The following is a 13,886-nucleotide window of genomic DNA, read 5'->3' as shown; positions in this document are numbered from 1 at the left end:
ACGTCACGCTTATGTCGACTCATTCCACCGCGCCCGGCCGCCGCACGCCCGCCGGCGTCAAATCGCAGCAACGCGTGCGAGACATCCTGCAGGCAGGCCGCGACGTCTTCGCCGAAAAAGGCTACGACGCCGCGACCACCGCCGAGATCGCGCAGCGCGCGGGCATTTCCGAGGCGACCGTCTTCAGCTATTTCAGCGGTAAGCGGGAATTGTGCGCGCGCGTGATCGCGGACTGGTACGACGAAATCATCGATGCATTCGAAAGTGGCCTGCCGCGCGAGGGATCGGTGCGGCAGCAGTTCGCGTTCATCGTGAGGACGCATCTTCGGCTGATGCTCGTGAACGGCACGGGACTGTGCTCGCTCGTGTTATCGGAAGGCCGCACGAAGCAGCACGATCTTTCGGATACGCTCACGGAATTGCAGCGCCGCTACACCGCCCCGTTGATGGAGGTGCTCGCGCGCGGCCAGTCGCTCGGACATGTGCGCGCGGATGTGCCGCTGCGTCTATTACGCTCGCTGGTTTTCGGGCCGATGGAACACGTGCTGTGGGATGCAACGCTGGCGAAGCGGAAACTGAGTCAGACTCAGATCGATACGACGGCGGATGAACTCGTGGATGTGCTGTGGGCGGCGCTGCAGCCACCCGATGCGAAACTGGCCGCGCTCATGCAGTTCCGGCAGGACGTGGAAGATGCGTCGCGCCGGTTCGAGGAGAGCGGGAAGCCGTCTACTTGACGAACCGCCGCGCCAGCCGCGCCAGCCTCGGCACGGTATTCGGCCGCAGAAGCCGCGCGTCATAACCGCGCATGCGTCGATCGTTTTCGACGAGACACAGGCCGATCAGCGCGCCCACCGACACATCCCCGGCCACCGAATCGCCGACATTCGCCGGGAAGTTCGCATCCTGCGCCGCGCCGCTCTTATCGAAGCCACGCGCAAGCGATATCCGGTCGCGAATCAGCGAAAGCCACACGCCCGCGGTCTTCAGCATGAACGCAGGCTTCCGGTACCACGGCAGACTCCGCCGATACCACGCCACCCAGTTCGCGAAGAATAGAATGTGCCGCGCTTCTTCCTGGATGACCGGCTCGAACGTCTCCACGAGCGCCTCCGGAAAATAGCCCGACTGACGCGCCGCCTCGAACAGCCCGAACGCGAAGAAACTGTCGATGCACTCGCTATACCCCGTCAGCATCCACGCGCGGAGGGCGTCGTCGGGAGCGGGATACGGCGGCTCGGGCGCAAGCGCGATGCCATACGCCTCCACCAGCTTCGAGAGCACCACCTTGTGCCGCGACTCCTCGCCGCCGTTCATGCTCAACGCTTCGCGCAAGAGCGGATCGGCGACGCTCGCCGCATACGTCGCCACGCGGATCGACGCACGGCCTTCCGTCTGCACCGCGATGTCCCAGATCGGCAGCGACGTGACGCGCTTGAGCGCGGCGGGATCGAGCTTCGGCCAGTCGATGACGGCGGGCTTATACGGATTGTGCGTCGTCAGCAGCATCTCGCAGAACATGCGCTTGTGCTCGTCGGACCCGACTGCAATCCTGCCTTGCCGTCGAAACGTCCAGTTGCGCATCGCATGATCTGCTTCGGCTGGAGTGAGCGTGTCGGACATATTCGAATAGTGAGCGGCTATTAGGAACGACCTGCGGATTTTGGCACACAGGACGCCGCCACGCAGCAATCCGCACGCGTCACGCTCAGTGCGAAATCTTTTCCAGCGCGATATCGCGCGTGCGCGGTCCCATGAAACCGATCGCCGCCATCACGATCAGCATCGCCGCGGCGATGAACACGAACACGCCCGTCGTGCCGAATCCCTTCAGCACGCCCGCGATGATGAACGACGTGAAAATCGCCGAAAAGCGGCTCCACGAATACACGAAGCCGACTGCGCGAGCGCGGATGCTCGTCGGGAACAGCTCGGCCTGATACGCATGGAAGCTGTACGACATGATGTTCGACGACAGCGTGAGGCCGACACCCATCGCGATCAGAAACGCCGCATCCGACGACTGGCTGAACAGCAGCCCGCACACGATATTCGCCGCCGCCATCGTGACGATGGCCGTCTTGCGCTCGATCCTGTCCGCGATCAGGAGGCCGATGATCGGCCCGATCGGCGCGGCAATCGCGATGATGCTCGAATACATCAGGCTCGACGTCACCGTGATGCCCTGCTTGATGAGCAGCGTCGGCACCCAGTTCGCGAAGCCGTAGAAACCGACCGTCTGGAACACGTTGAAGATGATCATCATCGTGGCGCGCTTGCCGTAGGGCGGCCGCCACATGTCGGCGAACGAGCCGGCGGCGCTCCCACCCGTCACGGGCTCCGGCGAGCCGGGCGGCGGCAGCGGCCTGCCGTACTCGCGCTGCACCTTCGCTTCGAGCGCGGACATCACGCGGTCGGCGTCGTCGAGCCGGCCTTTTTGCGCAAGCCAGCGCGGGCTTTCCGGCAGATTGCGGCGAATCCACCAGACGAAGAGCGCACCGTGCGCGCCGATCACGACGACCCAGCGCCAGCCGTCGATACCGAACGGCGCGCGCGGCACGAGCAGATACGCGAGAAACGCGACGATCGGCACCGCCATGAAGCCCACCGCCTGCTCGCACGCGAACGCGCGCCCGCGGATGTGCTTCGGCGCGAGTTCGGAGATATACGTGCCGATGGTCACCAGTTCCACGCCGATGCCGATGCCCGCCACGAAGCGCCAGAAGTTGAGGCCCGTGGCCGTCTCCTGAAACGCCATCACGAGATTCGCGGCCGTGTACCACAGCAGCGAGTACGTGAAGATCGCGCGGCGGCCGAAGCGGTCGGCGAGAAAGCCGCACGCGACCGTGCCGATGAACAATCCCGCGAACAGCGACGCGATGAAGCTCGCCACGCCCGTCATGCCGAAGAAGCCGGACGTGGCGGGCGTCAAAATGCCGCTTTTGACGAGGCCCGGCGCGACGTAGCCCGAATACAGCAGGTCGTAAAGCTCGAAAAAGAAGCCGAGGCTCAGCATCACGATGAGCTTCCAGACGCTGCGCGTCGCGGGCAGGCGGTCGAGGCGCGCAGAAATAAGGCCGGCGGAAAGCGCGGGCGTGGCCGCATCGGCGGGGGCGCGGCTCATGGCGGCCGCGGGTGAGGTGTTCATCGGTGTCGTCTCCTGTCGGCCGAAGCGGGCGCTTCGTTTCGGCTTCATGCAAAGTTCTTCGGGGCCGCGCTTCGTGCCGCGCTTCGTGCCGCACCTCGCGTGCTCCCCGCTCGCGCGCGCAAAAGCGCGTCGGCGCGAAACGAAGGCCGCATTCTAACCGTGCGGATCGGGATTTCCCGGGGCATCCTTGGCCGTTGCGAATGCGTCTTTAAGCGAGGAAATGTTCTAAAGCGCCGCTATCGGTGATTTCACTAGGTCCCGTAGTATTTTGGCTTGGTAACCTTCTGCCGTTTCCGCGCGGACACGATCCGCCGAATGCCCGCCGTCCGGCGCTCACCAGCGATCACGACCGATCGCCGCCTGCGCCGGGCGCACCCGGAACGAGACCTTTCGGGCTGAACCGACCATCCTTTGGAGTTAACAAGTGAAGAAACTGCTTGCCGCTTTGTCGATGTCCCTTCTCGCCGCCACGTCGTTTACCGCCGTCACGGCGCACGCCAAGGACTATTCGACGATCCGCTTCGGCGTCGATGCAAGCTACCCCCCGTTCGAATCGAAGGGTTCGGACGGCAAGCTGGTCGGTTTCGACATCGATCTCGGCAATGAAATCTGCACGCGCCTGAAGGCCAAGTGCGTGTGGATCGAAAACGACTTCGACGGCATGATCCCCGCGCTCAAGGCCAAGAAGTTCGACGGCGTGCTCTCGTCCATGTCGATGACGCCGCAACGCGCCGAGCAGATCGCCTTCTCGAGCAAGCTCTTCAACACGCCGACGCGCCTCGTCGCGAAGAAAGGCAGCAACATCCAGCCGACGGCTGAAAGCCTGAAGGGCAAGAACGTGGGCGTCGAACAGGGCACGATCCAGGAAACGTACGCGAAGACCTACTGGGCGCCGAAGGGCGTGACGGTCACGCCGTACCAGAACCAGGACCAGGTCTACGCCGACCTGACCTCGGGCCGTCTGGACGCCGCGCTGCAAGACGCGGTGCAGGCCGACCTCGGCTTCCTGAAGACGCCGCGCGGCGCGGGCTTCGACTTCGCGGGCAAGGATCTCGTCGATGCGAAGATCCTCGGCAACGGCGCGGGCATCGGTCTGCGCAAGGAAGACACCGACCTGAAGGCGAAGATCGACAAGGCGATCGCCGACATCATCAAGGACGGCACCTACAAGAAGCTCGAGAAGAAGTACTTCGACTTCGACGTGTACGGCGGCTAATCGCTTCCTGAGCGTTCAACAAGCGGGCTCCGCGTTTCCAGACGCGGAGCCCGTTGTCTTTTGCAGGCGCTGAAACCGCCCGCTTCCGGCGCTTCGGATTTCGGCTAAGATCGAACGTCCGGGGCTGCGCTCGCGGGCAGAGACACCGCCGCGCCACGCCCCGTCCGGATCAGCAACCCACAGAGGCAAGACCCGCGCACCCGCGTGCGCGCGAATACTATGCAGACTAAAACTCATCAACTGATCTCGCCGACGCTCGGCACTTCCCGCAGCATCACGAGTTTTCATTACGGCCCGGGCGGCGGACAGAAAATCTATATTCAATCGTCGCTGCACGCCGACGAACTGCCGGGCATGCTGGTCGCGTGGAAACTGCGCCGCCATCTCGCCGCGCTCGAAACCGCCGGCAAGCTGCGCGGCGAAGTGGTGATCGTGCCGGTGCCGAATCCGATCGGCCTGAGCCAATTCCTGCACGGCAATCTGCTCGGCCGCTTCGAAACCAACAGCGGCCACAACTTCAACCGCAATTTCTACGATCTTGCCGCGCTGATCGCGCCGCGCGTCGAAGCGCGTCTCGGCAAGGACGCCGACGCCAACAAGCTCGCCGTGCGCGCCGCGATGAAAGAAGCGCTCGACGAACAGACGCCGCGCACCGAACTGGAATCGCAACGTCTCGCGCTGCAGAAGCTGTCGTTCGACGCCGATGTCGTGCTGGACCTGCATTGCGACCTCGACGCCGCGCTGCATCTGTACACGAACCCGGACATCTGGGACGAAGTCGAGCCGCTCGCGCGCTATCTCGATGCGAAGGCGTCGCTGCTCGCGCTGAATTCGGTCGGCAATCCGTTCGACGAAATCCACAGCTTCTGCTGGTCGGACCTGCGTGCGCGCTACGGCGAGCGCTTCCCGATTCCGAACGGCGGCATTTCGGTGACGGTCGAACTGCGCAGCCAGCATGACGTGACGCACGAACTCGCCGATAAAGACGCGCAGGCCATCGTCAACTATCTGATTCACCGCGGCGTGATCGATGCCCCCGCCGTCGAGCAGCCGCCGCTCGCGTTCCCGGCGACGCCCCTTGCGGGCGCGGAGCCGATCGTCGCGCCGGTGTCGGGCGTGCTCGTGTTTCGCGCGCAAGTGGGCGCGTTCATCGATGCGGGCGAAGCCATCGCCGATATCATCGATCCGCTCACGGACACCGTCACCACGCTCAAGTGCACGACCTCCGGCGTGATGTACGCGCGGCAGATCATGCGCTTCGCGCCGGCGGGCATGGAAGTGGCGCGCATCGCGGGGGCGACGGCGTATCGCACGGGCTCGTTGTTATCGGCGTGACGCGCGCCTTGAGTTAAAACGCCACGAGACCGCACTGCGCGGCGACGACACGCCAGCCGCCCGCGGTCTCTCCCCACGTTCGCGTGTAGCGCAAGCTGCCCGCGAACGGCGCGCCGGCGAACGTGCCGGAAAGCGCCACGCGCGTGACGGTCACGGCAAACGCACCGTACAGGCGAACGCTCTGCTCTTCCACATCGAGCCGGTCGATGCGCTGCATGCCATAGCGATGGCCGTTCAGGTCGTCCGACTTGCTCCAGACCTTGCCGGTGGCATCGACGAAACTCAGGTCGTCGGCGAGCAGCGCATCGAGCGCCTTCACGTCCGATGTCGTCATCGCCTTCCTGAGCTGCTCTTCCAGTTCGCGGATTCCTTTCTCGTCCATGTTCTCGCTCGCGGTGAATGGAACCGCCGGCATACCGCGCGCGTGCGTGCGTGCTCACACGCGGCCGCGATGCGCCAGTCCCGTTGCACACGCGACACAGCGGCAGGCTTCGAGACCGCTGTCACATTTCTTTCGTCACCGACCGCTACATTTGCGCCCGTCGCCGCCACGCGCCGTTCAGAGCGCGACGCGCCGCCGACACGCGCTGCCCGTGCACTCTCTCGCAGCGCGGCCACACACCGCGAACCTACTCACGGAGCTTGTTTTGAAGAAGAACCTCTTGGCAGCCGCCGCGCTCGCCGCATTCGCGTGCATCGCGACTTCCGCCCACGCACAGAGCAGCGTGACGCTGTACGGCGTCATCGACGCCGGTATCAGTTACGCGAACAACAGCGCCACGCGCACCGGCAGCGATCATCTGTTCAAGTACGACGACGGCGTCGCTCAGGGCAGCCGCTGGGGCCTGCGCGGCTCGGAAGATCTGGGCGGCGGACTGAAGGCGCTCTTCGTGCTCGAAAACGGCTTCAATAGCGGCACGGGCGCGCTCGGTCAGGGCGGCGCGGAATTCGGCCGTCAGGCGTACGTCGGCCTCGCGAAGAACGATGTCGGCTCGCTCACGTTCGGCCGTCAGTACTCGTTCTCGACCGATTATCTCGGCTCGGCCTACTCGATCGGCGGCCAAACCGTCGCGGGCAACTACGCGTATCACATCAACGACGTCGATCAACTCACGTCGAGCCGCATCAACAACGCGGTGAAGTTCAGCAGCGCGAGCTTCTACGGCGTGACGTTCGGCGCGATGTACGGCTTCTCGAACCAGGCGGGCGCATTCGCCGGCGCGCCCAACACGACGGTCGGCACGACGACCGTCGCGGGTTCGTCGCGTGCTTACAGCTTCGGCCTGAACTACAAGGCAGGCCCGTTCGGCATCGGCGCGGCCTATACCGACATCCGCTTCCCCGGTGCGGCGACGCCCGCGTTCAGCACGAGCATCGCGAACATCGCGACGGGCGGCGCGAAGGACCTGCGCACGTTCGGCATCGGCGCGAACTACGCGTTCGGCGCGGCGACGGTGTTCGGCCTCTGGACCAACACGCGTTTCGAACCGGTCACGGGCGGAAGCTCGAAGTTCAACGCATATGAAATCGGCGGCAAGTACGCATTCACGCCGGCGGTCACCGCAGGCCTCGGCTACACGTACATGAACCTGTCCGATGCGTTCCAGGGCCACTGGCATCAGATCGACGCGAGCGCCGACTACGCGCTCAGCAAGCGCACCGATGTGTACGTGCTCGCGATCTACCAGAAGGCGTCGGGTGCGAATCGCGGCGTCCAGAACCAGGCGCAGATCGGCTCCGCAACGAGCTACTTCGGCACCTCGGGCGCGGGTGAAAACAATCAGCTCGCGTTCCGCATCGGCGTGCGTCACAAGTTCTGATCGCGCGTTGAAGCTGTCGAATCACGCATGAAACCGGGCCGCGAATCGCGGCCCGGTTTCATTTTACTTGCCCTTCTTGCCGTTGCTCTCCGCCTTGAACTGCGCGACGCGCTCGTCCATCATCTTGCGAATTGCGCGGCCAATCAGCCTGTAATCGCTCTCGTTGAGATTCGCGAGCGACACGCGCCCGGACGGATGCTGCGTGCCGAAGCCGCGACCCGGCAGCAGCACCACGCGCGCTTCCTTCGCGAGCCTGAAGAGCAGCTCGGACGGCTGCGTGTTCTTCATGAGCCACTCGACATACTCGCGTCCGTGCATGCGCTCGCCGATATATTCGGCATCGAGAATCGTGTAGTAGTCCACGAGATTCTTGTCGTCGTCCTCGAGCGGAATGCCGAGTTCGCGATACAACGCCTGCTTGCGATTCCGAATGAGCCGCTTTAACGCGTTCTTGTAGGCATCGGGCGTATCCATCAGCGCGAAGAGCGAGAACAGCACCATCTGCACCTGCTGCGGCGTCGACAAACCCGCCGTGTGATTCAGCGCGACGGTGCGGCTATCGGCCACCAGACGGTCGATGAACTTCAGCTTGTCCGGCTCCGTGGTGATGGATTCATAGCGTTCGTGAAGGATCGCTTTCTCATTGGCGGGCAGCGCGGCAAGCTGCTCGTCGAAGATATTCTCGCGATGCGTCGCAATGGCGCCGAGCCGCCAGCCAGTCGCGCCGAAATACTTCGAATACGAATAGACGAGAATCGTGTTCTTCGGGCACAGCGCGAAGAGCGAAACGAAGTCGTCGGCGAAAGTGCCGTAGACGTCGTCGGTCAGCAGAATGAGATCGGGCCTTTCCTTCACGATTTCCGCGATATACGCGAGACTGTCGTCGTCCATTTTCACCGAGGGCGGATTGCTCGGATTCACGAGAAAGAACGCCTTGACCTTCGGATCGCGCAGCTTGTCGAGTTCCTCCTTCGAGTATTGCCAGCCTCGCGTGACATCCGCGTTGAGGTTCACCACTTCGAGCTTGTAGTCGTTTAGACGCGGAATCTCGATGTACGGCGTGAAGATCGGCACGCCGAGCGCAATCGTATCGCCGGGCTTGATGAGGAAGTTCTCGCGCATCGTGTTGAAGATGTACGTCATCGCGGCGGTTCCGCCTTCGACCGCGAAGATGTCGAACTCGCCGACGAACGGATGCCTGCCGATCATCTCGCGCCGCAAATATTGCCCGACGATCACTTCCGACAGCTTGAGCATGCGGTCCGGCACCGGGTAATTCGACGCGAGAATGCCTTCGCACATCTCGTAGAGAAAGTCGCCCGCGTTGAGGCCGAGCTGATCGCGTACATACGACACCGCGCCGACCAGAAAGTCGATGCCCGGCGTCCCCTTGTTGTCGCGCGCGAAGATTTCGAAGCGCTCTTCTAGCCCCTCATGCTTCGGAAACCCGCCGATGCCTTCGGGCATGTACGCAAACGAGCGCTCGGATTCGCGCATCGCAAAGAGTCCGAGTTGCCAGAAACCGTGACGCGGAATCGTCGCCAGGAAATTCGGATTGCCGCGCCCCGCGTTGAGCATGGCCACATTGGCCGGGCGATCCACCACGCCGCCGCCTGCCGCCTTGATGAGTTCGTCCTTGAGTTCGAACGGACTGAGCGATGCCATCGCGGCGCGGCCGTCGGAACCGGACTTCGAGGACTTTGACATCCAACACCCCCAGGAAATGAGCAATCAAACGGGAAGACACGAAGAGACGCGGGCGCGTCCCACTCTCAGGTCAGAAGCATCACCATGACCATCCCCCAGATGGTCAGCAGCGTGTTGCCGACGGCATACGTGACCGTGTAGCCGAGGCCCGGCACCTGGCTCTTCGCGGCGTCGCAGATCATGCCGAGCGCGGCGGTAGTCGTGCGGGCGCCCGCGCAGATGCCGAGCACGAGCGCGGGATGAAACTTGAACACGTACTTGGCGATATACATGCCGATGATGAGCGGCACCGACGACGCGAAAATGCCCCATAAAAACAGACTCACGCCGAGCTTTTGCAGACCCGCGACGAACCCCGGCCCCGCCGATATCCCGACCACCGCGATAAACACGTTGAGGCCGACGGAGTTCATGAACCAGATCGTCGGCGAGGGAATGCGGCCGAAGGTCGGATGAATGGCGCGCAGCCAGCCGAACACGATGCCCGCGATCAGCGCGCCGCCCGCCGTGGACAGCGTGATCGGAATTGCGCCGAAGCGAATGACGATCGCGCCGATCAGCGCGCCCAGCGTGATGGCGAGGCCGACGAACGCCATGTCCGCCGCATCGCTCGGGCGGTCGATCACGCCGACCGCGTTCGCCACGGCGGTCGTGTCCTGCGTGCGGCCGACGATCGTCACCGTGTCGCCGCGATACAGCTTGGTGCTCGGCAGCACGGGAATCGGCGTTTCGGTGATGCCGCGCTTGATCTTGCGGATGAACACGCCGCGCGCGCCCGGCGTTTGCGCCAGTTCCGCGAGCGTTTTGCCCTCGATGCGCTTGTTCGTCAGATAGATGTCGACGCCTTCGACCGGCACGGACAGCAGTTCGGCATCGTCCACTTCTTTCGCGGCCGAGCCGAGCACATCGACGAGCTGCTCGCGCCGCCCGACGACCGCGACGATATCGCCCGCCTGGAGCACGTCGTCGAGCTTCGCTTCCTGCATCGCGCCGTTGCGCCGGATTCGCTCGATGAAAAGCCGCGCGCCGCCGGGCAGCACGGACTCCGCCTCGCCCACGGTCATGCCGACAGCCCGCCCCTGCTCCGCCACGCGATACGCGCGCAACGAGAACTGATGCCAGCCCATGCCCGCGCCGCCGAGTTCCGACGATCCGGCCAGTTGTTGCTCGTAGTCCTTGCAGGCCGCGACGAGATCGATGTTGAGGAGCTTCGGCCCGAGCATCGCGAGAATCAGCGCGGAGCCGATGGTGCCGAAGATATAGGTGACGGCGTAGGCGGTGGGCATCGCGTCGAGCAGCGCCTTGGTCTCGGCAGGCGGCAGGCCGAGCCTGTTGATGGCGTCGGTGGCGAGGCCCATCGATGCCGATATCGTCTGGGATCCGGCGAAAAGCCCGGCCGCCGATCCGATGTCATAACCCGCTATCTTCGCGGCGGCATAGGGCGCGGCGAGACAGAGCACGCATTGAATGACGGAGAAAAGCGCCTGCGGCAAGCCGTCTTTCGCAATGCCGCGCACGAATTGCGGACCGACGCCATAACCGACTGCAAAAAGAAACATCAGAAAGAAAACGGCTTTGACATTCGATGAAATCGTGATGCCGAGTTGCCCGATTGCGATAGCTGCAAGCAAGGTTGCCGTGACCGCGCCGAGGCTGAATCCTTTAAAACTTTTTCCGCCGACCCAATACCCGATTCCAAGAGAAAGAAAGATGGCGATTTCCGGGTACGCGCGCAGCGCTTGTGTAAGCCACGACATATGCACTCCTTTGCGCGATGACTCTCGCGACCGTTACGTGCTCCCCGAGCACGAGGGAAACGCAGGGAATGAGCGGGCAGAGCGGCGCACGTGCGTCGATGCTGACGGACGATGCGCGTCCACCAAATGTCGAAGATGCGTTGGATCGTTCATGGAAACGAATCCCGGCATGTAGGCTTAAAGCAGATTGGCAGTCACCAATACACTATTTCGGAGATGCAGTTGAGATCAATTTCGATAATTTCGATGCGCGCTCGTATGAGCTTCATCGTTTCAGAGTGCGCTATCAATTCACTTGCATTTCATTTCGGATGCCGAACTACCAGAGCGCACAATAAAACAGCGGCCGAAGCCGCCGTTTTCATTCTCACGCAAAAACAGATGCGAACTTACTCCGCCGTTTCCAGCAGCGGATAATCCGTATAACCTTTCTCGCCCGGCGCATAGAACGTCGACGTGTCCGGCTCGTTCCACTGCGCACCGAGTTCCAGGCGGCGCACGAGGTCCGAATTCGCGATGAACGACTTGCCCCAGGCCACCGCGTCGGCATCGCCGCGCGCGATGATCGCTTCGGCGCTTTCCTTCGTGAACTTCTCGTTGACGATATACACGCCGCCGAATTCCTTCTTCAATTGCGGGCCGAGGCTGTCCGGGCCTTCCGCCTCACGCGCCGCGATGAACGCGATCTTGCGCTTGCCCAGCTCGCGCGCGACATAACCGAAGGTCGCAGCGCGATCGCTGTCGCCCATCGTGTGCGAATCGGCGCGCGGCGCGAGGTGCATGCCGACGCGATCCGCGCCCCACACTTCAATACACGCATCGGTCACTTCGAGCATCAGGCGTGCGCGGTTTTCGACCGGGCCGCCGTATGCGTCGGTGCGCTTGTTGGTGCTGTCCTGCAGGAACTGGTCGAGCAGATAACCGTTCGCGCCATGCACTTCGACGCCATCGAAACCGGCGCGCTTCGCGTTCTCCGCGCCCTTGCGATAAGCCGCGACGATGCCCGCGATTTCATCGAGTTCGAGTGCGCGCGGCGTCACATACGGACGCTGCGGACGCACGAGGCTCACGTGGCCTTCCGCTGCGATCGCGCTCGGCGCAACCGGCAATTCGCCGTCCAGGAAGACCGGATCGGAGATGCGGCCCACGTGCCACAGTTGCAGCACGATCTTGCCGCCTGCATCGTGCACCGCCTTCGTGACGAGCTTCCAGCCTTCGACCTGTTCGTCGGACCAGATGCCCGGCGTATCGGCATAACCGACGCCTTGCGGCGTGACGGACGTCGCCTCGCTGATGATGAGACCCGCCGATGCGCGATCGGCGTAATACTGCGCCATCAGCGCGTTCGGCACACGTTCCACGCCCGCGCGCTGACGCGTGAGCGGCGCCATGACGATGCGGTTCTTGAGCGTCAACGCACCTGCTTGAAGCGGATCGAAAAGAGTCGGCATAACGGAAGGTATCCTAAGTAAATTGAAAGTTTGCTGTCACCGGGACGGTACTCGAAGGCTCAAAGATTTCCGATGGAATCGCGGAACGCCTGAATGACCGCTTCGTCGCGCTTGAAGAACACCCATTGCCCGACGCGCTTCGTGGTGACGAGCCCGGCCTTATGCAAGGTCGCGAGATGCGCGGAAACGGTGGACTGCGACATGCCGCAGCGCCCATCGATCTGACCCGCGCAGACGCCATGCGACAGCGGCAATTCCTGATTCGGGAAATGCTGCTCCGGCTCCTTCAGCCACTCGAGAATCTCGCGGCGAAGGGGGTTGGCGAGGGCCTTGTGAATTGCGTCGATGTCCATTTCGTTGCTCAAACGTCTGACGATTCATGCATGCTGCCGTGTACCGAATCGTCTCAGAACGAAGTATATATCGTTAATGTCCGATATGCAAGCTGCGTTCACGCGCGGTCCCTGAACTGCCCGGCGAGCGCGAGAAGAATGGAAATGAATTCGTCCGTCGCCTGCGACGACGCTTCGTTCTTCCGCGTGATGACGCTGTAGTTCGTCAAGGTCCGGCGGATCGGCACGCTCACGTAGCCCAGCAGGCCGTTCCTGACGTATCGGTCCATTGCGGCTTGCGGCTGGAGGGAAAGCATGTCGGTGGCCTGCAATAGCTCGAGCGTCGAGAAGATGGAAGGCGTCTCCACGATTCCCACGGGCGCGACGATGCCCGCCGCCGCGAACGTCTCCTCGAAGAGCTGACGCATCGCGGTGCCGGGCGGATACAGAATCCACGGCCATCGTCCGAGATCGGCAATCTCCACATGCTCTTGTTCGAGCAACGGATGATGCTGCCCGACAACCGCACGCGCGGGTTCCGCCAAGAGATCGACGACATCGAAGAGCGCACCGTGCCTCGGCTCCGTCGGGCGGCCGACCATCACATCGAGCCGCTTTTCTTCGAGCCACATCGCGAGTTGATCGCTGCTCTGTTCGACGAGCTTGATGATGAGCCGCGGCCGTCGTCGCTGAATCTCCTTCACGGCGGCGATGACGAGTTGCGCGGCGGAAGCCGGAATGAATCCCACCGTGAGATGGCCGTAGCCGCCGTTCTTCAGCGTGGCGAACTCGCCCGAGAACTTGCCGAGATTGGCGAGCGTGGTGCTGGCGTATCGCACCGACAAGGCACCGAGATTCGTGGGCCGCATTTCGCGCGGCAGCCGTTCGAAGAGCGGCGCGCCGAACATCGCTTCGACGTCGCTCAGGATCTTCGTGGCCGCGGGCTGTGTCACGTGCATCTGTTCAGCCGCGATGCGCAGGTTGCGGGTGCGGCCGAGCAGTTCGAGCAATTGCAGATGCCTGAAGCGCAGCTTCGTCAGGACTTGGGACGTCGAGATGGCGGAATCGTGCGACATAAGGGTAAACGCAGACGACCTCATAACCGGATGGAATCGATTCT

At 63.1% G+C, this 13,886-nt stretch carries 13 protein-coding genes; 5 read left to right on the top strand and 8 right to left on the bottom strand.

Annotated features, from left to right (window positions below):
* Positions 1-11: 11 nt before the first annotated feature.
* Positions 12-737 carry a TetR/AcrR family transcriptional regulator gene (locus AWB72_RS09835; RefSeq protein ID WP_040052025.1) on the top strand — a complete coding sequence of 242 codons (726 nt, stop codon included), beginning with the start codon at positions 12-14 and terminating at the stop codon, positions 735-737.
* Here AWB72_RS09835 and AWB72_RS09830 read toward each other — a convergent pair.
* Complete coding sequence (locus AWB72_RS09830) at positions 730-1,623, bottom strand: ferritin-like domain-containing protein (protein WP_040052024.1); 894 nt, start codon at positions 1,621-1,623, stop codon at positions 730-732. The two genes, AWB72_RS09835 and AWB72_RS09830, sit on opposite strands and share 8 nt — an antisense overlap.
* An 85-nt stretch (positions 1,624-1,708) precedes the next feature.
* Positions 1,709-3,148 (bottom strand): MFS transporter, encoded by a 1,440-nt coding sequence (locus tag AWB72_RS09825; RefSeq protein WP_040052023.1) that lies wholly within the window; start codon positions 3,146-3,148, stop codon positions 1,709-1,711.
* 424 nt (positions 3,149-3,572) lie between these two features.
* Here AWB72_RS09825 and AWB72_RS09820 point away from each other — a divergent pair, with 424 nt between their 5' ends.
* Positions 3,573-4,364 carry an ABC transporter substrate-binding protein gene (locus AWB72_RS09820; protein WP_040052022.1) on the top strand — a complete coding sequence of 264 codons (792 nt, stop codon included), beginning with the start codon at positions 3,573-3,575 and terminating at the stop codon, positions 4,362-4,364.
* A 219-nt stretch (positions 4,365-4,583) separates the two neighbouring features.
* Positions 4,584-5,699 (top strand): succinylglutamate desuccinylase/aspartoacylase family protein, encoded by a 1,116-nt coding sequence (locus AWB72_RS09815; RefSeq protein ID WP_040052021.1) that lies wholly within the window; start codon positions 4,584-4,586, stop codon positions 5,697-5,699.
* Positions 5,700-5,712: 13 nt separating this feature from the next.
* Here the strand turns inward: AWB72_RS09815 and AWB72_RS09810 are convergent, their stop codons facing one another.
* Entirely contained in the window at positions 5,713-6,081 is a 369-nt protein-coding gene (locus AWB72_RS09810) for a nuclear transport factor 2 family protein (protein ID WP_087128081.1), read from the bottom strand.
* A 265-nt stretch (positions 6,082-6,346) separates the two neighbouring features.
* On the opposite strand from AWB72_RS09810, the gene AWB72_RS09805 reads away from it, so the two are divergent.
* Entirely contained in the window at positions 6,347-7,519 is a 1,173-nt protein-coding gene (locus tag AWB72_RS09805) for a porin (protein ID WP_040052020.1), read from the top strand.
* A gap of 63 nt (positions 7,520-7,582) precedes the next feature.
* Here the strand turns inward: AWB72_RS09805 and AWB72_RS09800 are convergent, their stop codons facing one another.
* Together AWB72_RS09800 and aspT are read right to left on the bottom strand one after the other, a co-directional pair.
* A complete protein-coding gene (locus AWB72_RS09800; protein ID WP_040052019.1) occupies positions 7,583-9,226 on the bottom strand; it encodes a bifunctional aspartate transaminase/aspartate 4-decarboxylase in 1,644 nt (547 codons plus the stop codon).
* 65 nt (positions 9,227-9,291) lie between these two features.
* Entirely contained in the window at positions 9,292-10,983 is a 1,692-nt protein-coding gene (aspT, locus tag AWB72_RS09795) for an aspartate-alanine antiporter (protein ID WP_040052018.1), read from the bottom strand.
* Between the two features lie 68 nt (positions 10,984-11,051).
* On the opposite strand from aspT, the gene AWB72_RS28465 reads away from it, so the two are divergent.
* Positions 11,052-11,321, top strand: a complete 270-nt coding sequence (locus AWB72_RS28465) for a hypothetical protein (RefSeq protein WP_143754605.1) — start codon at positions 11,052-11,054, stop codon at positions 11,319-11,321.
* Between the two features lie 51 nt (positions 11,322-11,372).
* Here AWB72_RS28465 and AWB72_RS09790 read toward each other — a convergent pair whose 3' ends face one another.
* The 3 genes from AWB72_RS09790 to AWB72_RS09780 all read right to left on the bottom strand — a co-directional run bounded on the left by AWB72_RS09790 (position 11,373) and on the right by AWB72_RS09780 (position 13,842).
* Positions 11,373-12,434 (bottom strand): alkene reductase, encoded by a 1,062-nt coding sequence (locus tag AWB72_RS09790; protein ID WP_040052017.1) that lies wholly within the window; start codon positions 12,432-12,434, stop codon positions 11,373-11,375.
* A gap of 59 nt (positions 12,435-12,493) precedes the next feature.
* Positions 12,494-12,787 (bottom strand): ArsR/SmtB family transcription factor, encoded by a 294-nt coding sequence (locus tag AWB72_RS09785; protein WP_040052016.1) that lies wholly within the window; start codon positions 12,785-12,787, stop codon positions 12,494-12,496.
* Positions 12,788-12,885: 98 nt separating this feature from the next.
* Entirely contained in the window at positions 12,886-13,842 is a 957-nt protein-coding gene (locus AWB72_RS09780; RefSeq protein WP_040052015.1) for a LysR family transcriptional regulator, read from the bottom strand.
* Between the last annotated feature and the right edge of the window lie 44 nt (positions 13,843-13,886).

Origin of the sequence: Caballeronia concitans (genome assembly GCF_001544615.1) — a bacterium.
Taxonomy (GTDB): domain Bacteria; phylum Pseudomonadota; class Gammaproteobacteria; order Burkholderiales; family Burkholderiaceae; genus Caballeronia; species Caballeronia concitans.
This window is presented reverse-complemented; position numbering and strand designations above follow the sequence as displayed.

Excerpts from the sequence above, each read along its gene's own strand:
- AWB72_RS09800 (WP_040052019.1), bottom strand. The coding sequence starts at position 9,226 with ATGTCAAAGTCCTCGAAGTCCGGTTCCGACGGCCGCGCCGCGATGGCA.
- AWB72_RS09815 (WP_040052021.1), top strand. The coding sequence starts at position 4,584 with ATGCAGACTAAAACTCATCAACTGATCTCGCCGACGCTCGGCACTTCC.
- AWB72_RS09825 (WP_040052023.1), bottom strand. The coding sequence starts at position 3,148 with ATGAACACCTCACCCGCGGCCGCCATGAGCCGCGCCCCCGCCGATGCG.
- AWB72_RS09835 (WP_040052025.1), top strand. The coding sequence starts at position 12 with ATGTCGACTCATTCCACCGCGCCCGGCCGCCGCACGCCCGCCGGCGTC.
- AWB72_RS09780 (WP_040052015.1), bottom strand. The coding sequence starts at position 13,842 with ATGTCGCACGATTCCGCCATCTCGACGTCCCAAGTCCTGACGAAGCTG.
- AWB72_RS09790 (WP_040052017.1), bottom strand. The coding sequence starts at position 12,434 with ATGCCGACTCTTTTCGATCCGCTTCAAGCAGGTGCGTTGACGCTCAAG.
- AWB72_RS09830 (WP_040052024.1), bottom strand. The coding sequence starts at position 1,623 with ATGTCCGACACGCTCACTCCAGCCGAAGCAGATCATGCGATGCGCAAC.
- AWB72_RS09785 (WP_040052016.1), bottom strand. The coding sequence starts at position 12,787 with ATGGACATCGACGCAATTCACAAGGCCCTCGCCAACCCCCTTCGCCGC.
- aspT (WP_040052018.1), bottom strand. The coding sequence starts at position 10,983 with ATGTCGTGGCTTACACAAGCGCTGCGCGCGTACCCGGAAATCGCCATC.
- AWB72_RS09810 (WP_087128081.1), bottom strand. The coding sequence starts at position 6,081 with ATGGACGAGAAAGGAATCCGCGAACTGGAAGAGCAGCTCAGGAAGGCG.
- AWB72_RS28465 (WP_143754605.1), top strand. The coding sequence starts at position 11,052 with ATGAGCGGGCAGAGCGGCGCACGTGCGTCGATGCTGACGGACGATGCG.